This is a genomic window from Bradyrhizobium lupini (genome assembly GCF_040939785.1).
GTDB classification, from domain to species: domain Bacteria; phylum Pseudomonadota; class Alphaproteobacteria; order Rhizobiales; family Xanthobacteraceae; genus Bradyrhizobium; species Bradyrhizobium canariense_D.
In genome coordinates, this window is sequence record NZ_CP162553.1 from 6,301,691 (window position 1) to 6,322,214 (window position 20,524).

Here is a 20,524-nt window from a genome sequence, read left to right on the forward strand (position 1 = left end):
CGGGCCGCAAACCGGATCCAATATCATGGCGACCACGTCGACGAGACCGCTCACCGAGATCAAAGGCTGCGAAGTCTGCGGCAACGACAAGCTGGTGCCGGTGCTCGACCTCGGCCTGCACCCGCTGTGCGACGATCTGGTGACGGTCGGTGATCCGCGCCAGTGCCGCGAATATCCGATTCTGATCGATTTCTGTCCGATCTGCGCCACCGGCCACCAGCGCTTCCAGGTCCCGAAAGAGGATTTGTTCCCGAAAGACTATCACTATCGCTCGCGCTTCACCGCCGACGTACTCTCCGGGATGAAGAGCCTGGTGGCGACCTGCGCGGAGCGAATGGGGGCATTGACGGGCAAGGCGGTCCTCGACATCGGCTGCAATGACGGCAGCCTGCTCGACTTCTTCCGCGAGGCCGGCGCGAAGACGGCCGGCATCGAGCCGACCGGTGCTGCCCGGGACGCCGCTGCGAAAGGCCATTTCGTGGTGCAGAACTATCTCGGCGCGGAGACCGCGGCCGAGATCCGTCGCGGCGTCGGCACGCCCGACATTATCACGTTCACCAACGTGTTCGCCCATATCGAAAATCTGAACGGCGTGCTCGCGGCGCTGAAGACGCTGCTCGGCCCGAATACGGTGATCGTGATCGAGAATCATTATCTCGGCGCGGTGCTCGATCGGCATCAGTTCGACACTTTCTATCATGAGCACCCACGCACCTATTCGTACAAGTCGTTCAGCTTCATCGCGAAGTCACTCGGCCTCGACATCGTCGATGTCGAGTTTCCCGCGCGCTATGGCGGCAACATCCGCGTCATCCTCGGACACTCAGCAAATAGCGATGCCGTGGCTGCCGACGTCATTGCGCGCGAGAACAATTTCGTGGCCGAGTTCGGCAAGCTCGCGCGCGACGTCGAGCTCTGGACGGCGCGCAAGGGCGAAGAGTTGAGGAAGATCATCGCGACGCACGGCCCTATCAGAGCCAAGGCGTTTCCGGGCCGCGCGGCCATCCTGGTCAAGCTGCTCCGCTTGACGGAAAAGGAGATCATCGCCGTCCACGAGAAACCCGGTTCGATCAAGATTGGGCATTATGTGCCGGGCACGCGCATTCCGATCGTGTCCGACGACGAATTGTTCGCGCATGGTGACCAGGGCAAGCCGCTGCTCAATCTCGCCTGGCACATCTCGCGAGAGATCCGCCAGTATCTGTCCGACAACGGCTACAAGGGGCAGGTGATTGACGTGCTCGGCGCCGACGATTTCCATGCTTGAGGCACCCGTCTTCACGATCCTCGGATCGGGTTTCGGAATGTACGGATATCTGCCTGCGCTGATCGAGTGCGGCATGAGAGTGGCACTGCCCGAGCGTTATCGAACGGTCGTCGCAGAACGCAGCGAGCTGTCCCAGTACATGCCGCAAATCATCTGGTGCGAAAGCATGGACGGGGCCCTGGAACAAGCATACGGAGCCGTCGTCGCGCTTCGCCCGGCCGATCAGGCCGCGTGGATTCCGCGCCTTGCCCGCATGCCCAATCTCCGCGACCTCATCCTGGAAAAGCCGGTCGCGCCCTCACCGCAAATGGCGGCCGAGCTCCTGGAGGTTCTTGATCGCTTCGGCAAGCGTTACCGCGTAGGCTATACATTCCGCTTTCTACCCTGGGCCAAGCTTCTGCGTTCGGCGCTCGCAGAAAGACCTGAAAGGGTCTCAGTGAACTGGAGCTTTTTGGCGCATCACTATCGCGCCAATCTGCAAAACTGGAAGCGCTTCGATGTTAGTGGAGGCGGGGCGCTGCGCTTCTACGGCATCCACCTAATTGCGTTGCTTGCCGAACTTGGCTACGGCGACGTCTTGACCTCGGCGGCGTGGGGGCCTTCAGACGCGGAAACAGCGGAGTGGGAAGCAACCTTTGGCGGAGAGGCTTTGTGTCCCTTCGGATTGAAAATTGACACGCGCGCCAGCGAACCCTCGTTCACGATCACCGTCCGGCGGCGGGATCGAGAAGACGAGTGTATTGTAGAACAGTCGGATCCATTCTCATCAATCCGACCAAGCATCTCGAATGGTCGAGATCCGCGCGTCGATGTTCTCGGCCGGCTGTGCCACTCGTTCGATGAGGCGGATATGCCCAACGCAAAGCGTCAGCAGGCAATCATCGGCCTCTGGGCGGGCGTTGAGAAGAAATCGGAGCGCCGTTAGCGGGCTTGCTGGATTTTCAAAGCATCTTGACGAGCAAGCTCCCAAATATCGGCGTCGACCTGATGGTTTTGCACATCGGGATATGGAGCATAGGATTTTTCCACCACTTCCAGCGCAGAGCCAGGCATCAGGATTAGTGTCCGGTAGGCCTCGTAGCTCCAGCTCAACCAGAGAGAGAAGATGATGGAGGTTGCGGCCAGGCGCGATCGCGTCGAGCGCCCAATCTCACAAGCGCAAATGACCAACAGCGTTCCGTAAGCATACGCTGGCAGCGCAAGATGGCGGTCGCGCGCGTAGGAATATGAAAAAACGGTGCCTCCCAGAATCATTATCAGGATTACCACTAGCCAAATTGGAAGATTTCGCTGTCGCTTCCAGACGACTAGACCAATGACAATCAAGATGGTTGAGGCCGTATGTAGAAGAGCGTGATAAGTCACGTGAGAAATGATTATGCCCCACTGCGTCGCACGGAATAGCAAGGCCCCCAGTTGCGCAGCCACGTTGTAGACGTAGAGATTGTAGACGGCATTCCCCGGAAACGTCGCCTGCCTCTCTGCTTGCGAGAGGTAATCGAAGAGGTAGCCGACCGACTCGTTGACGCCGCCAGCTCCGATCGACGGCCCCAGCACCAGCGCGCGGAACAGCAGATAAACGGCTATAATACCACCAAAGACCACTGTCGCGCGCATGGGCAAGCTTCGCAAAAAATAAAGATAGAACGCTCCGAGTGCCAGGCCATTCTCTTTCGACAGCAACGCCACCGCAAAAGCCATTGCGCAAAGCGTTAGCTTGACGCTGTGTGACCTCTCGGACAGGACCACGGTCAAGCTGGCGGCAAAACTAATGACTACGATGACGTGAGGCAGCTCGCTAATCCAGACGATGGAGCCCGTAAGAAAAGGGGAGCCGAGGCTGAAGCTAACCAGCAGCAGCGAAGCCTCCCACGGTAAGCGCAGTTTTCGGAAGCTAAGATAGCCGAGCCACATCAGAAGCAGAAAGCATCCGAATTGCACGGCCCGATAGCCGGCGCGCTCCATGCCGAAAATTGCGTAGAGGCTCTTTAGGAATATTTCGGCGACTGGCCGGTAGAATGGGCTTGATAGCATCCACGCCGCCGACAAAGGCAGTTCTAAAAAGCTTTGATGCCTCAGCTTGGTGAACCAGATGAGGTCATCGTTGGGCTCGAAAGGCTGCTTCATCATGGTATTGAGCAACAGCCAGGTGAGTCCGATGGTACCGACGGCCATGATGGCAAGCAGCACCGAGCGAAGATTTATTTGCTCTGGGAAGCTAGGCAACTGCGGCCTTACCATATCAATTCTACCACCCACGGCCTTCTCGGTCATCCTCACAACCCTTCGTAGGAACGCAATCCGGATCTTTAGTAAAGGTTCTCGGCCGAGTCGATTGCTGTTCTCGGAGTGTTCCGAATTAGCCTGGGATGCAACAGGGCCCGAAGCAGCCACCTGTCAGCAGCGAGGCGCTTTTTTCCATTCGTATCAGTGAATCAGTTGGTGTTGCGGCAGAACCAAACGACTGTCGGACGGCTTCAAAAAGTGTCGGGGGGCGGCGATTGGCCAGAAGCCTCACCGTCTCGATGGATCCGTTTGCGACGAAACCTCCGAAACCATATTGCGGTTGGGAACGGTGGCTCTCGCAAAGACTCGTAAGCGCCGAGACCACGGCCGGAACAACGGAAGCAGCAAAGTTGTCGGTCGCGGGATCGAGGACCTCCCGATTCTGAGATTGCAAGGTTGGGCCCGCTTTTCCCCCCGTTCACGAGAAAGGACAATTCATAGAAAGGAAAAAATCGGCCAAGCGCGCGGTATTCGCGATCGTCCTCCAAGACCAGCATCATTGTTCCCGCTACGGAGGGATGCTGCTTGAAGGCCTCGAGTAGTGCACTGGTCTCCCGCGCATCTCGGATGAGGCCCTGAGCGAAGGACATGTCGAGCAGCAGGAACGCCGCGCCGATTACGCTGGCGGCCCTCCACAAGAAGCGGCCTGGGGCAATTAGGCGCAGCAGAGCGACAATAGCGAAGCCGCTTGTCAGCATTAACGTCGTCTGGTGGCGCGTTTCCCACAACCCGCTGAAGCGCGGTGGCTGACCGACCATCACATACGGAAACAGGGCACACACCCCGAGCGCTGCCGCGGCGCCCAGTGTCAGGGCTGCGGCAAGTCGCGATTGGCTATCCGGCTGATCGTCTGCGGACGCCAGCGACAGACGAAGAAGCCTGGCCATAATGGTAAAGATTGCGATCGTGATCGCGGCGGCGATAATTAGGTCCGGCAGGTCGGCCTCGTTTGGGACGAGCTTACCCGCATCCCGGAGCTGATCGATGAACGTGAGGACAACTTGCTTGAGACCGGCCGGGACGCTCATCCTGAACTTGTTGTAGTTCGCATAAAGCCCGTAGCTCGGCTCAAACATTTGTTTTGCCGGCCAGTAGATGAAGGGCAGCAGGAGCAACTCGCTACGCGCCATCACAGCACGCACTGTTGCGCTAGCACGTCTCTGAAGAAAAAGATTGTCGCTGCTCCTCCGCCATCCGTGCAGCGCGACAATCGCCGGAGCGACCCATGCCAGTACCAAGAACGAATTGGTCGAGAACGCCATCACCAGGAGGATGATGATCGCTAGGCGCCGTAGAACGAAGGAGCGACTAAGATCCAGCTGTAGGAGAAGTAACGCGAGCAAGAAAAAGAAGCTTGAGAAGGCGTAAGGGATGGTCGACAGGATGAAACGGGCCTGGTTAAGCGGCACCAGTCCTGTCAGGAGTGCCGCCCAGAACGCATCGGCTGCCGCCCACTGCGTAGTTCGCCGGATGATGGTGTAGACCATGGGCGGCACCGAACAGGATAAGACCAGCGCCGCGGTCGTCCAAACGCGCGGCTCGCCGAGCGCGGCAAAGGGAGCCGCCAAGAAGTATTGCTCGCGCCGTCCCATCTGCTTGAAAAACTCCCAAAACGCTCCAGTTTCAGAGTAGGAGAGGAGAACCCAATCGTCCCAAAGTGCCTGATTGATCACGATCACTGGTCCCCAGGCGGCAATTGCTGCCATGACCAGTAACACTTGGTATTTGAAGTCGCGCACGCCTTGAGTTCCGATGTTCATCTAGTTGATCGCACGGATTGCCTAATGAGGGGACAGCGACACCTCACCACACGCTTCTGCCGCCATCCATGATCAAGTTCTGACCAGTCATGTAGCTCGATGCGTCCGAGCAGAGGAACTGCACAGCGGAGCGGTATTCGTGGACCTCGGCCATGCGCCCCATGGGGATCAGGCGGGTCAGCCGATCGACGAAGGCGGGGTCCTGGTTGTTGAAAACACCGCCTGGCGAGATCGCGTTGACGCGCACGCCGTGATCGGCCCAGTAGGTCGCCAGATATTTCGTCAGCCCGATCAAGCCGTGCTTGATGACCGAGTAGGTCACGGGTTTCACCGGCTGTTCTTCTTCGCGCGTCACTTCTGGCTGGCGATAGAGCCGCTGATCCGGCGCGATCACGCCGAGATCGGAGGCGATGTTGAGGATCACGCCGCGCCCGTGTTTGGCCATGTCGCCGCCGAACACCTGCGCGCACAGCATCGCGCCGGTCAGGCCGACGGCGATCTCGGTCTGCCATTGCGGCACCGGGAACGCCTCGAAGCGCGAGGAGTGCATGACACCCGGAGTCGATGTCACCTTCGGGTCGATGGCGGCGTTGTTGACGAGGATGTCGATGGTGATGCCGCGGCCTGCGAGCTGCTCGTTGGCAGCACGCACCGAGTCGAGCGAGGTGACGTCGATCGCAAGCGCGATCAGATCGGCTGCAGCGTCGTTCTGCTTCAGCGCGGCGACGGCGGCCTCGGCCTGCGTCAAGCCAACATCGGTGACGACCACGCGCGCGCCGGCTTCGCTGAGCGCCGCAACATGCTGCTTGCCCAACAGGCCGCCAGCGCCGGTCACGAGCGCGGTCCGTTCGGTCAAGTCGTAGCGGGAGGAGGGGGTTGCCATCGAAGGCTCCTGTTCAGCTTCTGAGCTGGCCGCCGTCGGCCACGATCACGCTGCCGGTGATAAAGCCGCCACGCGGCGAAGCAAGGAAGGCGACGACGTCGGCGATCTCCCCGGGAGAGCCGAGCCGGCCTAGCGCCACCTCGCGCTGGAGCATGTCGTCGACCGCCTGCTTGTTTTCGGCGATCTTGCGCGCCCAGGTCCCGTCCGGGCTCAAGATGTTTCCGGGCGCGACTGCATTGATGCGGATGCCTTCCAGCGCCAGCGGCCGCGCCAGACCGCGCACGGTCGCATTCAGCGCCGCTTTGGCGGCATAGTAGGTGACCGGCGCGCCGAGCGCGGCCATGCCTGCGATCGAGGAGATGCAGACGATCGCGCGGTCGCCGCTGCCACGCGCCATTAGCGGCCGGGCCGCCTCGATCATGTTGGTGGCGGCGAAGAGATTGATGTCCATCACCCGCGACCACTCCGCCGCGGTTTCCTTCCCCGGAGGCACGGAAGCGCCGCTGCCGACGTTGCAAACGAGGATGTCGAGCCGTCCCCACTGCTTTTCGACATCCTGAACAAGGGTGGCGGCGGCGGCGGGATCGGTGACGTCAGCAACGTGAATCGAGCCGCGCCCGCCGACGTCCGTGCGGGCGGCGTTCAGCGCATCGGCGCCGCGCGCCGCAAGCGCGACGTTGGCGCCTTCTGCCGCGAGCGTTGTCGCGATTGCAAGCCCGATCCCGCGGCTGGCGCCGGTGACGAGAGCGACGCGATCGTCCAGCTCGAGCTTCATCGCGCCGCGTTCTCGATCCAGCGAACCGTCATGTCGCGGTACTTTGCCAGCGCGCCGGCGTGGTCGCCGTCGGCGGCACGCGCGGTTTGCAGGATGTACTGGCCCTTATAGCCGGATCGCTCGATCAGCCGGATCGTCTTGGCAAGGTCCGCGTTCCCGGTGCCGAGCGGCACGGTCGTGCCGCCGCGAACGCGGTCTTTCACGTGCACATTGAGGATGCGCGGCGCGTAGGCGCCGATCTCCTCGTCGCTGTCATAACCGAGCGAGGCGCTGTTGCCGCTGTCGTAGTTGATGCCGAAGACGTCGGCTGGATACGCCTCCAGGAACCGGGCGAGCTCGCGCGGCGGCAGATCGGATTCGAACACGATCTTGACGTTCCGTCTTGCAAGCTGCTCGGAGCGAGCGAGCAACACGCGCTTCAACGTATCGCTGTCGCTCTCGCGCTCGATCTTGCCGTTGTCGACCAGCGGGATCACGATGAATTCGATGCCGATGCGGCTACAGGAGGCGATCAGCAGATCGAGGTCGGCGACGAGCGCGTCGCGCACGACGGCATCGACCTTCCAGAACGGCGCCTGCATGAAGCAGTCGCCGGTCAGGCTCGGAATTCGCACCCCATGCTCGCGTGACAGCGCGAGAATGGCCTGTTGGCCCGGCTCGGTCGTCAGCGGGTTCTCGCGCAGCCGTTCCTGATCGATGGTCCATTCCATCCGCATCAGGCCGAGCGCCTTCGCACGCGAGAATTCCTCGCGCCACTCGTCCCAGGGGAATGCCTGGATCTTGCCGTCGACGAGACCCGAAAGCCTGCCTTGCATGAAGCCGATGCGTTCGAGCGTTGCGGTCACGGTTGCTTGTCCGAGTTGATGGCGAGGCCCTTTGTGGTCCAACCGCCGTCGATGAAGAGTTCCTGTCCGGTCACATAGGCGGAGGCTTCCGACGCCAGGAAGACGGCGGCTCCCACCATGTCGGCGGGCTGTCCCCAACGGCCGAGCATCGTGTGGCGACGCCTCGCCTCGTGCATGTCGGGATCGGCAAAACTCTTCGCGGTCATCTCGGTCGCGACATAGCCGGGCGCCAGCGCGTTGACGCGGATGCCGTCGGGCGCATAGTCGGTGGCGAGCGCACGCGTCAGCCCGGCAAGACCGGCCTTCGCCGCCACGTAGCCGGGATTTCCGGGAAAGCCGCGGACCGAATTGATGCTGGTGACGTTGATGATCGCAGCAGAGCCCGCGTTCTTCAGAAGCGGATGGGCGGCAAGGATGGTCGCGTAGACGCCGGTGAGGTCGGTTGCGACCGTGGCACGGAAGCGCGCGAGCTCGCTCCCGGCGCTTTGGGCCGGCAGGCTGATACCGGCGGCGTTGACCAGCGCGTCGATGCGTCCGCCTTGTGCGGCCACGGTGCGGAATGCGCTCTCGATGGCCTCGTCATCAGAGAGATCGCAGGCAACCGCGCTCACGCCCCGTGGTGCGGTCCCGGAACGGCTGAGGCCGAACACCGTAGCGCCCGCATCCTGCAGGCCGGTCGCGATCGCAGCGCCAATACCGCGGGAGGCGCCGGTGACGACCGCGATCTTGCCGGCGAGAGAGAAGGCGCTGAGGTCAGGCATATCCGTAACTACGCATGATGGCGGCGCAAAGCTTGACGTCCTCGGGACGATCGATCTGGAACATCTTGTGACGATCCATCACGTGAAAACCGATCTTGCCGCCGAGACGATTGTTCTGCTCGCGCAGGAGTGATGGGATCAGGACGTAGAACGAGCCGTTCTCCAGGTAGCGCTTCTCGATCTGCTGCCGCATGCGCCGATTGTGATAGTCGTAGTTGATCGGCTCCGGCCCGCTCGCGCCGATACGCCAGTTGAAATAATCCTCGACCTCGCAGACCGAGAGCAGGCTGTCGAGATGGTCGCGATCGAAGGTCGCAAGCGCGTTCTCGATGTCGCTGGACTCGCGGATCGGCGACGTCGCCTGGAGCGCGACGATCCGCTCGAATCGCCCCATCCGCTCGTCGGTCGCGTTGAGCGCGTGCAGCCAGGCGGATTCGGAGGAGGCGAGGTCACCCGAGATGTCTTCGGGGCGCCGCACGCCGACGGCGCCGGCAGCTTCGGCCGCGGCAAGGATATTGTCGCTGTCGGAAGAGACTGCCACGACGTCGACGCCGCGCGCCGCGCGTGCCTGCTCGACCGTCCACGCGATCAACGGCTTGCCGCAGAGATCGAGCAGGTTCTTGTGCGGAATGCCCTTCGAGCCGCCGCGCGCAGCGATCACGGCCAGCGTCTTGCGCGCCATCAGATATGCCCCTCGAGCCGCTCGAGCGCGATCCAGAAGCCTTCACCCATATTCTTGTGGCCCTGCCAGATTTCGGGAATGAAGGACGCGGTCGGCGCATGCTTGCGCAACACCCGTCCGATTTCGTCGAAATCGATCTCGCCTTCGCCGACCTGGAGCCCTTCGCCGTCGAGTCCCTTGGCGTCCCCGAAATGCAAATGCGCAGTGTGGGGCCCGAGCTCCGCCAAGCCTTGTGCGAAGTCGAAGCCGAAATGGTTGGCGGCGAGCTTGGTGTGTGAGATGTCAACGCACATCCGCAGATCATGCTTGGCGCAAAACGCGGCGGATTCCTCCGGGAAGATAAAGATGTTCTGGTGGCGCTGGCCGCCGAAATGCCAGGGGAACGGCGCCATCGTTTGCGGCGTCAGCTCGACGCCGTCCATGTCGAGTTCCTTCAGGCTCTGGGCGAAGATGCGGTAGCGCTCGGCCTTCTCCTCCGGCGGCAATGGCTCGTCCATGGTGAAGCCGCCGATGTTGGCGACGATGGGCGGGCGCTTCGTCTTGGGAAAGAATTTCTTCAGGCCGCGGGTGATGTCGATCACCGCCTGGGTCTGCTCCAGCGAATATCGCCGCAGCGCCTCGTCGGGGGTTGCAAGGTCCATCAGCTTGGAGCCGGCAAACAGCTCCGGCGCATGCACGACGAAGCCGAGATCATAGGTGCCGGAGAGATACGTCGCGGGGTCGCGCTCCATGTCGCTGTAGCTGAGATGGAACTCGATGATATCTGGCTCGCAGATCTCCAGGAAGCGCGCGGTGTCGTGATAGCGCACCGGCACGCCCCAGGGCCGGTCGAAGCGGTAGCGCCGCGCTTTTGCGATGCCTTCGTCGAGGTCGCTCTGGAAGAAATAGTCATCGGCCGCCATCGTCCGCGTCAGCTTGCGGCCGAGCAGGGCCGGCATCTTCAGCGGCGACAGGCCTTGACCCGGGCTCTTCACGGCGATGTCGCTGTCGGAGATCACGGTGCCGGCCGGAAGGTCGCGCGCGGCCACCAGGCTCTTGGCAAGGTTTTCACGGTTGATCAGCTCACCCTGGCTCAGCGCGCGCTCTGCCAGTTGCTCGCCGCGCGCCGCCTCCACTTCGCGGATGCCCGAGACCAGCGTCTTGAATTCTTCCGGCTCCAGGCTCGCGGCGTGGTCCGGACCTTCCATCCCGCGGTCGAGCGTGATGTGGCGTTCGATAACGACGGCGCCAAGTGCCACCGCGGCCGTCGAAACGGCGACGCCGCGCTCATGGCCCGAATAGCCGACGAGCGGATGGATCTCGCGCAGCGTTTCCATGAAACGCAGATGGATGTTGTGGAGCGCGGCCGGATAGGTGCTCTGGCAGTGCAGCAGCACGTAGCTCGCATCGCGGTCGTCGAGGAATTTCGCCGCGGTCTTGATTTCGTCCGTCGTGCTCATGCCGGTCGAGACGATCAACGTCTTGCCGGTGCCGGCAAGGCACGCCAGCAGCGGCAGATTGGTGAGATCGGCGGAAGCGACCTTGTAGGCCTGCACGCCGAACTCTTCGAGCACGGCGACGCTCTTTGCATCCCAGGGCGTGCAGAGATACTGGATGCCCTTGGCTGCGCAGTACTCGGCGATCTTCCTCTGCTGTGCGATCGGCAGCTCGAAGCGGCGCAGCAGATCGAGCGTATATTCGACGGCGAGGTCGTCGTCCTTCCCGGACAGGCTCGAAGCGCGATAGACCTCGTCGAGCTTGCGCATCTGGAATTTGGCGCAATCGGCACCGGCCGCGACCGCGGCATCGACCAGCGCAATGGCGCGATCGAAGTTGCCATTGTGGTTGTTGCCGATCTCGGCGATGACGTAGCAGGGTTCGCCATCGCCCAGAAGACGGTTGCCGATGCGGACGGGGGCAGGCTGGTTGGGCGATGTCATCAACATTCTCGTCTCATATCGTCAGGCGAATCGCGCGGGAAAGCGCGACTTCCACGTCCGCAGCCCGTTCTCTTCGAACATGATGCGCGAACAGCTGTGCCCCTGCTGTTCCAGTGCGGCAATGAGCTGATAGCGCTCGAACGGACGCACGAAGAACATGAAGTAACCGCCGCCACCGGCGCCCAGTAGCTTGCCGCCGACCGCGCCGTGCTGTTTGGCGAAATCGTAGATCGCATCGATCGCGTCCGATGAGATCTTCGAGCTAAGCTTCCGCTTGGCGTGCCAGGCGTCGTCGATCAGCCGGCCGCATTCCAGCAACTGGCCGCGCAGCAGATGCCGCCGGATGTCGCGCGTCACTTCCTTCTGCTTGGCGGCCGCGGCGACGGCGTCGTTGGTCTCGTGCTGGGCCTTCTGGTCGCGGTGGATGGCGCCGGAATCGCGGCCGGAGCCGGTGTAGCAGAGTACTAGGCTTTCCTCGAGCTCGGCGATGATGTTGGGATCGAGACGAAGCGGCACGATAGTGTTCTGGTCGGCGAAGAACTCCATGTGATTGAAGCCGCCGAACACGGTGGCATACTGATCTTGCCAGCCGCCGGGAATGTTAAGCATCAGCCGCTCGGCCTGGAACGCCATCTCGGCGACCTCGTGACGGTCCCATTGGTCGCCGCGAAATTCGTTGAAGCAGCCGATGATGGCGGACGAGACCACTGCCGAGCCACCGAGTCCGGAGCCGACCGGGAAATCGGCGGACACTTCGAGCTCGAAGCCGTAAGTCGGCTTGATCAGGCGCACGACCGACTTGATGAGCGCGAGATCGCCGCCCGAGCCAAGTTCTGCGAGATCGCCGACCTCGACCGTACAGCGGAAATCGTGCGAATAGATCCTGATGCTGGGATCGCTCCGTCGCCGCAGCGTTGCGTGAGCGTACATCTTGATCGTGGCGTTGATGACAGCGCCGCCGTCATTTGCCACGAAATAATGCGTCAGGTCGGTGCCGCCGCCGGAGAAGCTGATCCGCACCGGCGAGCGCGCGCGCGCGAACACTTCGCTCTCTTCCGATAGGTTGAACAGCTCGCGGCTGAATACGTCGACCAGCCGTCCCTCGCCATCGAGGATCGGCACCACGTGCACCCGCTGGTCGAGCAGCTTGAGGATTTGCTCGCGCGGCCCGCCGCTGCGCGCCCAGACGAAGTTGCGATTGATGCACGTTGCCACCTGGTGCTGAATCGTGGTGCCGGTCAGCATGCGCCTGCGGATGTCACCGTCGGTCACCGCGCCGACGATTCGCCCGGTTGTGTCCTGCGCAAACAGGATACCGAGCATGTTCGCATTCAGGCGCCGGAAGGCTTCCTCAATGGTCTCGGTCTCGGCGATGGTGACGAGAGTTCGTTCGAGCACGTTTGGGGTCCAGGAAGGGCCTACTCCAGGCCATATCGTAAGCAGGGTTGGTAATACGGGAGCCACAGGGTCGATGCAAGGTTCCAGGGCCCGAGGCATTGCCCCAAAATAGCTGCGCCAGGCCTCCGCCGTGCCGTTGCCGGTTTACATTGGCCGCGGTTTCTGTAGAAGGCTCGCGGAAGGGCTACACGACATGCATGTGATCGGAATCAGTTCGGGGATCAAGCACGGCCACCACGATGGCGCGGCGGTGCTGTTGCGCAACGGCGAGTTGATCGCAGCCGTCGAAAGGAGCGCTCCGCGACGCCAAGACGGGCTGCGGCGACGACTGCATCGCCGGCGGCGTGGGGCTGAACTGCAAGATGAACATGGAGACCGCGGCCGAACCGTCCGTGAGGCGTCTCTACGTTCCGCGGTGCCGCGCGACGCGGGCGTGGCGCTGGGCGCCGCGATGATGAAATGAGCCGAGGCAGGCCATGCCATCGCGCCGCTGACCGACCCTTATTGGGGCCCGAAATATTCCAGCGACACGATTCGCGAGACGGTGGACAAGATCGGCGCGCGGTTCGAGTTGCTCGACGATCCCGTGTCGCGCTGCGAGGAGTTTCGCCCGTTCTGCCCGTCGGTGTTGTGCGAGCGCCAGGCCGAATATTCTGAAAACACCTTCCACGCGCCCTTCATGGTAGTGACGTTTCCGGTCAACCAGAATGTCGCCGACACGATGCCTGCGGTGGTTCATGTCGACAACACCGCGCGAATCCAGAGCGTCCATGCGGACAGCAATCCTCTCTACGACCGATTAATCGGCGAGTTCGCGGAAGCCACGTTGCTGCCCGTCCTGATCAACACGAGCCTCAACATTAACGAGCAGTCGACCATGAATGCGCCCCTGGAGGCGCTTCATACGTATTTTCTGCACGGTCTGGACGTGTTGTATCTCGGCAACTATCGGCTGACCATAGCGGGCGGCTAACAAGGGTTGACCCAGGCAGCCGTCCGGCCTCGCTGTCACGATAGTCTCTGACAATTTCCTTGATGGCCGGTGCGACCGGTCTTGACCACAGTTTCAATCGGCCATTCACTGCTCGCGAGGTAAATGCCGTATCTTTTTTCGATCCGGAGCTTCCGTGGGTGAGTGACCCGCGTGCTTCTCTTCACCTCGGGGCTTACGGTTTCCCTGTTGGTTCGCGCACATAGGCAAAATATTTGTCGGCGACTGCCGGTACCGTACGCCACGGTCACTCTCTTCGAGCGCTCTGCCGCTGCATATCTTGTCATGAGCAACACGTACCGTGTCCTTCATTCGGAGGCAAAAAGCCTTCATCCGAATCGGCGGGAATCGATTGCGCGCCACAAACTGCTGTTTGCATCTCCGATCAGATCGTGTTCCCCGAGTGGAAGCCGTCTATCTTTCTAGCGCAGACGTAATAGTGAACATGGAGTGTATCGCCAGATATTTCGAAAAGTCCGAATTGAAGTAACGGCGCCCTGATCGTGTAATCACGGGAGTAGCCGTGATCGTTCGATTGTTCGGCAAAACGCTGCACCAACATCATGAGCACGCGCCGCTCGAGGCGCTTCATACCAATTCCTTCTTGAGGCTTGACGTGCCTGTATCTCGGCAGGTGTCGGCTGTCAAAGCAGATTTGAGAAAGCCGGGCTCAGAACGGGGGCCAGCTCGTTGCTAGTTGTCGGACGCCCGGTGAAGCAGCGAAAGAGGTTTTCAGTGGCCGGTCGACCAATCTGCCGGGCGGGTTGCGCCGGCAGGGATAGTCATTTTCGGAGGCACCGATCGAGCATCGGTGCCGCCGCGCGTAGGAAGGCCTCTGACCAGCGCTCCGCGCTCTCGGCATTCAAATGACTTTCATCCAGCGTTGCGAGAGCGTCGAGATGAGGCACGATCACCGGGAGTTGGAATCGTTCTCCGAGGCGATCGGCAATCGGTTCGTCCGTCAGCACGCTGTTAGGCACGGCGGTGAGGATGATGCATTGGCGGCGAATGCGAAGGGTTCGCAGAAAGCTATCCGCGGCCTTTTCAAACCCTCGCATTGTCTCTTCATCGGGCGTCGGCGGACGGGTTGCCGGATCGATTGGAATGGACCTGTTTAGTTCGGCAAAGGTGCCTTGCCAGAGCCAGTCACCGGTCTCGCGCCGGCGCCACAAGGTCTGGAGCTTTTGACTGCATGCGAAGGGAAAGGTTTCGCAAATCGGTCTTACGATGCGCGTGAAGGCGGCCTTGAGCAGGTAACCGTAGAGCGTTCTCCAGTAGAGCGAGTTTTGCTTCGCGATGAACATGGCAGCAGGCGTTGACAGCAATTGCTCGCTGAAGAAAGTGCCGTCTGCATTGATGACAATGACGTCGGGATTGAGATCGTATTGATCAATCAAGCGCCCAATGAACACCATGTTCTCGAAATAGGTGAAACCCGCGAGATAATACGGCATATTCTTCTCTTGAAAATAGTGCCGAGTTGCCTCGGTTGAGAAACCGAATTGCAGGCGGCTATTGCCGAGAAAGAGGATGCGCGCCGAGCGTAGGGCCTTCGTCGCCTCCGGCTCGAGATTCCAGTAGAAAGCGCCGTGTTCGTAATCACCGTAATCGTCGCTGTTGCAATAAGTGAGGAAGGCGGTCGGGTCGGCGTTGGTCCGGCACGCCAGCGCCTTGGGCAGCCAGTAGACGAGCGGGAAAATCGCGGTGGACATGCCTGCCGCCACGACAAAGACGATGATGAGACCGAGATTGCGCATCACGGCGTCAGAAACGGAAATACAGAAATGCCGTCGGCTGCCCGCCGAGAATGGCGGCCAGGCTCGCGCCGAAGGCGACACCGCCGAGTGCAGCCCATCCGAGCGACGGCCTCGAGATCTCTCCTATGTCGGGAACGAGATCTCCCCTTCGGGTGAAGATTTCGCTGGTGTTGGGAGCCATAAGCGCGATCACCGCAAGCGCAGCAATCCAAGTCCAACCGAGCATGCTGGTTGCCGTACCGCCACCGTTGAAGCCTAGCATGGATGTCCAGAGTTCGGCTGCAGAAGCGAGGGTCGTGGCGCGGAACGGTACCCACGCGAAAATGACGAAGATCAGCACGAGCGTCCACGAGATGAGTGCGGGAACCCGCAAGCCCGTCGAGCGCCAAGCGTGGTTGAACAGCAGGCCGAGGCCGTGCAGCGTACCCCAGACGACGAAGGTCCAGGCGGCGCCGTGCCAGAGGCCGCCGAGCAGCATTGTGACAAACAGGTTGAGATAGCGTCGAAGCGGGCCGTGTCGATTGCCGCCCAACGATATGTAAAGGTAGTCGCGCAGGAAGCGCGAAAGGGTCATGTGCCAGCGGCGCCAGAAGTCGATCAGCGAAGTCGCTTTGTAGGGACTGTTGAAATTGGCGGGGAACACAATCCCAAACATCAGCGCGAGTCCGATTGCCATGTCGGAGTAGCCCGAAAAGTCGAAATAGAGCTGGAGCGTGTAGGCCAGCGCCGCCTGCCACGCCAGGCCGAAGCCGGGGATCTGCCCGTGATCGGCGGCGCCGAAGACCGCGCTTGCGAAAGGCTCGATGCCGTCGGCGAGAACGACCTTTTTGAACAGCCCGGCCGCGAACCAGCAGAGGCCGGTCACGAGTGCGGCTGTGTTGAGCGTGTAGGTTTCTGGCCGCGCAAACTGAGGCATCATTTCTTTGTGGTGCAGGATCGGGCCGGCGATCAAATGGGGAAAATACGATACGAACAATCCGTAATGAACAGGATTATACTCGCTTGCCTCGTCGCGATAGCAATCCACGAGAAACGCGATCTGCGTGAAAGTGAAGAACGAGATGCCGATCGGTAACGCCACATGCAGCGCAGGCGCGCCAAGGGAAGCGAGGTTCTCGGCGAGGAAGTTGGCGTATTTGAAGTAGGCCAGCAGGCCGAGATCGATGGCAATCCCGGCGCCCAGAACCGCTTTGCTATGGGTTGAAGAAATCGCGCGGCCCATCAGGTAGTTGAAGACGATTGAGGCGGAGATTAGCGGTATCAGGAATTTCGGATCGTCCCAGCCATAAAAGACGAGCGAGACCGTGAATAACCAGGTTGACGCCATGGTGCGCAGTCCAATTCTCCCGAGTACGAAGAAGACTAAGAAGACGATTGGGAAGAAGACAAAAAGAAACTTCGTTGAGTTGAACAGCATCGCCCTTCGCTCGTTTCGCGCTGCAAAGTACGGGACGCGCGAAGGAAGATCAACTGAGCGACGCCGGGGAGGTGAGAGGTCGCTGAACGATGCCGCGCGGTCGCCGGGAAGGCCCCAATGGGCACCGAGGCCTTTTGCAGGGCGGCAGTTCTATTTGCGCAGCACGGGCGTGCGCGTGAGCGCCGGTCTGCGCGATGCGGAGACCGCCCTTTCTCATCGATCCGCCAGCGGCCCTTGCCTCGTTAACATCCACCCGTCGGATCACTCGCCCTTCCCCCGAGAAAATGGTACGAACTGGGAAGTCGCGCTTCTAGATCTGCCTCGAGCTAGGTGTCGCCAGGATCGCGTGCGGGCTCTTAGGTTAGTTGTGATCTGGCGGTGATTGAGGGCGCGGAACGAAAGCAAATAGGATATTTCTCGAGCTTGGAACGGTATGAGAAGGCTGCCCTCTCGCGGCAACGGCGAGGGCTCAAACACCTGAAGCGAAATCCCGGATGAGAACCCATAAGCCTGGGTAGGATCATCGAAGAATAGGGGATCGGGAGGTGGGTCGCACCGGGCCTAGTGGCGGAGAGTGGTGGACCGACCATGCTTCTCCACATCGGTTCATGCGACATGAACCGTCATCACGGTACCGGAGCTTAATGCAAAGGAATCCGCTAAAGCCCGCTGCAATGTGTATTTGCGCCACTTCGGCGAGCTTATAAGATGCGCCGCTCTTCTGATTGGGAGAGTCGACCCGACTGCTTCGGCTAGTGCCGAGAAACCGTAGCCGGCCATTGAAGGTCACCATACAGACTGCGGCAGTGATCGAAGCACTGTCCTGATCTCGTTCAGAATGGGTACCTCAGCCGCGTAATCAGAACCGAATTCCTCCAGGCAGCTTCGGGAACATTCCATCGATAACGTATCCGATATCGAAGCTCCGCCTGCGTGAAACCGGCGGCCAAGCTCCTGTTCTACGAAACCATTGCCCGCCAGGAAAACAGCGTGAGACAGACTGTTCGGCAGTAGCGCCATCGAACCCAGGGCGATCACACTAAGAGTTGATCGGGTGGCGCGTTGTGGGCCGCTTTAGCGCCGACGCACCGCCCGCACGTCGATATACCTGCCCACTGCGAACGGATGGCCCAGAGCCAAAACGCCTGCGCCGCCGGTATTCAATGTCTGCCAGCATCGGCGCCATATTGTTGTGCAGGCGCCGGAGCGCACATTAATAGTAACGAATTGAAGCGGCGAGGCCCCGCGAGTATGAATTGGCGAGCTTCAATTTCGTAGCCTCTGATATTGCCCCGACGCGCCTACCCAATTCGGCTCTTTGTCTTTATTCCATCTGAGAGAGCATACGAACGGCCGCGCTCGGCAAGTGAATGCTCGATCACTGGCACCCATCGCACCAGAATGAAGCCTGACACCTCGCGCACTTTCGGTATTTCAAAGCGTGATCAGCCGTTGTACAGGTTGGGTCGGGATAAACTCCTAGAGAGTTGGTTTGGTGAAGTGAAGCGTTACACGCCTCTTTTCTGTTTGCTTTTGTCAAGCTGTTCTTCAATTTGGGTAGAAGCCTCCGCGCCACCCCCCGCTATTCAGCCATTTCAGCCGCCACGCCAAGAGGCCCTCCAAAATGGTGTCGGCAAGTCGGTTAAGGAGCAACATTTAGCGCAACCGGTTGAAATATCCGCGCCACGACAGTCAGACCACGGGCCAGGCCGATACTATGTTTGTTTACGGGAGATAAGCCCGTTGGTCGACAAGCCACACCTCACACATTCGGTGTTCTTCGATGACGATGCTTACAAAGGATCTCGACAGTCGGTGATCTTGGAGGACTGTGAGCACCAGCAGTATTTTCGGCTAGACATCGCAACAGCCGAAACCGCAAAAGCCCATCCGAGGCCATGACAGACCAAATCGTCGAACTCTTCCAAACTTGGCGGCACCTCTCGCTGGCCTCAGGAATTGCCCTTGCGTTGTTCTTCTTGGCAGCATTGGTGGTTTTCCCCCGCACCGTCCTCATTGTGGGAGCCGGTGCGTCATTGGAATAGTAGCGGCGCCGATCATCCTCGTCGCCCGCGCGGCCGGTAGGCCGCTCCTGCTCTTGTCTGCGTAGGTGCGAACGATGATCAGACTGTGCTGCGCGGCATAGACGGCGATAGCAGCCGCCTGGTTTTGGGTCGAGTATCGCTGATGGTCCGTTGACATGCGCACATACTGGGCCGCGCGCCCGGTTTTCGTCGGCGCTAAAACATCGGCCCGACGCCGAAGGATCAGTGCGTTGGCCATGCTTCTGCCTCCGCCAGGTTGCGTGAGGGCCGATAGTATCACCAACCAGACCAGGAAGAGAGATGCTTGCCGACCCAGTTCAGCACAACCGAGCAGATGACGGATGCCAAGCCGGCCCAAAGCCAGGATCGCTGCCGTGCCGCGCTTATAGATCTCAGATACAGAAATGCGCCGAGAAGAACGCCGTAATTCCGTTTGAAGTCGCCATTGAGCTGGGCGATCTTCGACAGCTCGCTAGATGCTTGGCCTTCCTCCGCCATTCGGCTGCTCCTTCAATTTCGTAGGACCAGCGCTCTATAAGCAGCTGTTTTGCCCGACGGCGCAAGTGATTATTTCGGTAAATCGAAATTATCTCAAGTCGAGAGCTCACAAACCGGACTCCGCTTATGGAAATGAACATCTCAGTGGGTGTAGAAGCCGTCAGCATGATCTGGCGCGTAGAAGTGTTGCCAGGATTGGGTTTATCGCCGCGGCGCTAGCCTCCAAGACCTCAATCCGACGAATTGCACGGGTTACCGGCTAGCGCCCAAGCAAACGGCTCCGCCGCTCCCGGATTCCCTTGGTCTTCAGGTGCGAGATTCGCAATCGACGCCCGCCACATCCGATTAATCCCGGTGGTGGTCGCCTGGCCAGCGCGGATCGCCCGCAAATAAAATCCTTGCCTCTAAAGGGCTGAGCGGCTTCTTTGCCCGGTAGCGTCCAAGCTGAATAAGCAGCGGTCAGACTGCCTGCCCAAGGTGGTCGTTCGATTCGAGAGAAAGATGAAACGAGTGCTCGCTATAGCCGTGATGCTACTTCTGCCGATAACCTGCCTGAACGCCGGATCAACGATTGTGGGCGCTGGCTCGCAATCTTGTACCGCCTGGCTGAATAGGAAGAAGAACTTAGTCGTAAAGGCAGCCTTTGAATCCTGGGTCGTGGGCTTCGTCAGCGGTCTAAACGTGAGTGCCGAGAGGGAAATTGTCGGTGGCGGCGATTTCTCCGCGATCGTTGCTTGGATGGACCGGCGTTGCAAATCTCAGTCTTCAGATCAGATTGGAGTCGCAGCTCTGGATCTAGCGATGGAATTGGCCGGCAACGCGGCGAAGCGCTGATCTGGTAAACCCGCGAGTTGACCGCGAGCCCTCCTAAGAGGCGACCAGGCATCCTGGCGCTAAGTGTGGAGTCCGCGCAGTTCATGATAGGATTTCGGAGCCGGCCTGAATCGCGGAGACACATGTGCGGATCAAGCTACCCGAGACAGACCTCAAGTTAGTGCAAGGCCTTGGCAGCATTGAGCTCAGAGACGAAGGCGGCGGACACGTCGGCCAATACTTTTCCGGAAAGGGTCAGGGCCGGACGGTCTTCCTATTCGGGAGGTACAAAGGCACGTTCAAGACCCACGCGGAGTGTCAAGCTTTCATCGATGGCGTGACCGCTGTCATCGAGGACAACCGCGGGTCCCGCGGCGACTAGTTGAACTGAGTTGAGCGATCGGAAGCTTGCCGGGCCAAAGCGGAC

General features: G+C 60.5%; 19 protein-coding genes and 1 pseudogene. 6 read left to right on the forward strand and 14 right to left on the reverse strand.

What is annotated here, in order from left to right; genetic code table 11:
• Window positions 1–25 precede the first annotated feature (25 nt).
• Together AB3L03_RS30005 and AB3L03_RS30010 are read left to right on the forward strand one after the other, a co-directional pair.
• On the forward strand, window positions 26–1,267 hold the full coding sequence (locus AB3L03_RS30005; protein ID WP_368507566.1) for a class I SAM-dependent methyltransferase: 1,242 nt from the start codon (window positions 26–28) through the stop codon (window positions 1,265–1,267).
• Window positions 1,260–2,192 carry a hypothetical protein gene (locus tag AB3L03_RS30010; RefSeq protein WP_368507567.1) on the forward strand — a complete coding sequence of 311 codons (933 nt, stop codon included), beginning with the start codon at window positions 1,260–1,262 and terminating at the stop codon, window positions 2,190–2,192. The genes AB3L03_RS30005 and AB3L03_RS30010 overlap by 8 nt, the downstream gene beginning before the upstream one ends.
• Here AB3L03_RS30010 and AB3L03_RS30015 read toward each other — a convergent pair.
• The 9 genes from AB3L03_RS30015 to AB3L03_RS30055 all read right to left on the reverse strand — a co-directional run bounded on the left by AB3L03_RS30015 (window position 2,189) and on the right by AB3L03_RS30055 (window position 12,576).
• A complete protein-coding gene (locus AB3L03_RS30015; protein WP_368507568.1) occupies window positions 2,189–3,541 on the reverse strand; it encodes a hypothetical protein in 1,353 nt (450 codons plus the stop codon). The genes AB3L03_RS30010 and AB3L03_RS30015 overlap by 4 nt on opposite strands.
• 203 nt (window positions 3,542–3,744) lie before the next feature.
• Entirely contained in the window at window positions 3,745–5,313 is a 1,569-nt protein-coding gene (locus AB3L03_RS30020) for a hypothetical protein (RefSeq protein WP_368507569.1), read from the reverse strand.
• A 43-nt stretch (window positions 5,314–5,356) separates the two neighbouring features.
• Window positions 5,357–6,196 (reverse strand): SDR family oxidoreductase, encoded by an 840-nt coding sequence (locus AB3L03_RS30025; protein ID WP_368507570.1) that lies wholly within the window; start codon window positions 6,194–6,196, stop codon window positions 5,357–5,359.
• A gap of 13 nt (window positions 6,197–6,209) precedes the next feature.
• Window positions 6,210–6,971 (reverse strand): SDR family NAD(P)-dependent oxidoreductase, encoded by a 762-nt coding sequence (locus tag AB3L03_RS30030; RefSeq protein ID WP_368507571.1) that lies wholly within the window; start codon window positions 6,969–6,971, stop codon window positions 6,210–6,212.
• Window positions 6,968–7,816, reverse strand: coding sequence for a sugar phosphate isomerase/epimerase family protein (locus tag AB3L03_RS30035; RefSeq protein ID WP_368507572.1), 849 nt, complete (start codon window positions 7,814–7,816; stop codon window positions 6,968–6,970). Before AB3L03_RS30035 ends, AB3L03_RS30030 begins: the two co-directional genes overlap by 4 nt.
• Window positions 7,813–8,577 (reverse strand): SDR family oxidoreductase, encoded by a 765-nt coding sequence (locus AB3L03_RS30040; protein WP_368507573.1) that lies wholly within the window; start codon window positions 8,575–8,577, stop codon window positions 7,813–7,815. The genes AB3L03_RS30035 and AB3L03_RS30040 overlap by 4 nt, the downstream gene beginning before the upstream one ends.
• Entirely contained in the window at window positions 8,570–9,259 is a 690-nt protein-coding gene (locus tag AB3L03_RS30045; protein WP_368507574.1) for an acylneuraminate cytidylyltransferase family protein, read from the reverse strand. The genes AB3L03_RS30040 and AB3L03_RS30045 overlap by 8 nt, the downstream gene beginning before the upstream one ends.
• Window positions 9,259–11,184 carry an N-acetylneuraminate synthase family protein gene (locus AB3L03_RS30050; protein WP_368507575.1) on the reverse strand — a complete coding sequence of 642 codons (1,926 nt, stop codon included), beginning with the start codon at window positions 11,182–11,184 and terminating at the stop codon, window positions 9,259–9,261. Before AB3L03_RS30050 ends, AB3L03_RS30045 begins: the two co-directional genes overlap by 1 nt.
• A 15-nt stretch (window positions 11,185–11,199) precedes the next feature.
• Window positions 11,200–12,576, reverse strand: coding sequence for a CBS domain-containing protein (locus AB3L03_RS30055; protein WP_247819956.1), 1,377 nt, complete (start codon window positions 12,574–12,576; stop codon window positions 11,200–11,202).
• Between the two features lie 193 nt (window positions 12,577–12,769).
• Between AB3L03_RS30055 and AB3L03_RS30060 the strand changes: the two genes are divergently transcribed.
• The gene (locus AB3L03_RS30060) at window positions 12,770–13,039 is read left to right on the forward strand and encodes a hypothetical protein (RefSeq protein WP_368507576.1); all 270 of its coding nucleotides are present in this window, start codon (window positions 12,770–12,772) and stop codon (window positions 13,037–13,039) included.
• An 81-nt stretch (window positions 13,040–13,120) separates the two neighbouring features.
• Complete coding sequence (locus AB3L03_RS30065) at window positions 13,121–13,549, forward strand: carbamoyltransferase C-terminal domain-containing protein (protein WP_368507577.1); 429 nt, start codon at window positions 13,121–13,123, stop codon at window positions 13,547–13,549.
• A 403-nt stretch (window positions 13,550–13,952) separates the two neighbouring features.
• Here AB3L03_RS30065 and AB3L03_RS30070 read toward each other — a convergent pair whose 3' ends face one another.
• The 5 genes and pseudogenes from AB3L03_RS30070 to AB3L03_RS30090 all read right to left on the reverse strand — a co-directional run bounded on the left by AB3L03_RS30070 (window position 13,953) and on the right by AB3L03_RS30090 (window position 19,284).
• Window positions 13,953–14,159, reverse strand: coding sequence for a hypothetical protein (locus AB3L03_RS30070; RefSeq protein WP_368507578.1), 207 nt, complete (start codon window positions 14,157–14,159; stop codon window positions 13,953–13,955).
• 190 nt (window positions 14,160–14,349) lie between these two features.
• The gene (locus AB3L03_RS30075) at window positions 14,350–15,324 is read right to left on the reverse strand and encodes a hypothetical protein (RefSeq protein WP_368507579.1); all 975 of its coding nucleotides are present in this window, start codon (window positions 15,322–15,324) and stop codon (window positions 14,350–14,352) included.
• Between the two features lie 7 nt (window positions 15,325–15,331).
• Complete coding sequence (locus tag AB3L03_RS30080) at window positions 15,332–16,741, reverse strand: MBOAT family protein (protein WP_247819952.1); 1,410 nt, start codon at window positions 16,739–16,741, stop codon at window positions 15,332–15,334.
• Between the two features lie 2,082 nt (window positions 16,742–18,823).
• Window positions 18,824–19,024 (reverse strand): annotated as a pseudogene (locus tag AB3L03_RS30085) (recombinase family protein); the annotation flags it as partial.
• Between the two features lie 38 nt (window positions 19,025–19,062).
• On the reverse strand, window positions 19,063–19,284 hold the full coding sequence (locus AB3L03_RS30090) for a hypothetical protein (RefSeq protein WP_368507580.1): 222 nt from the start codon (window positions 19,282–19,284) through the stop codon (window positions 19,063–19,065).
• Window positions 19,285–19,785: 501 nt separating this feature from the next.
• On the opposite strand from AB3L03_RS30090, the gene AB3L03_RS30095 reads away from it, so the two are divergent.
• Together AB3L03_RS30095 and AB3L03_RS30100 are read left to right on the forward strand one after the other, a co-directional pair.
• Window positions 19,786–20,118, forward strand: coding sequence for a hypothetical protein (locus tag AB3L03_RS30095; RefSeq protein ID WP_368507581.1), 333 nt, complete (start codon window positions 19,786–19,788; stop codon window positions 20,116–20,118).
• A gap of 124 nt (window positions 20,119–20,242) precedes the next feature.
• Window positions 20,243–20,479 carry a hypothetical protein gene (locus AB3L03_RS30100; protein WP_368507582.1) on the forward strand — a complete coding sequence of 79 codons (237 nt, stop codon included), beginning with the start codon at window positions 20,243–20,245 and terminating at the stop codon, window positions 20,477–20,479.
• Window positions 20,480–20,524: the final 45 nt, after the last annotated feature.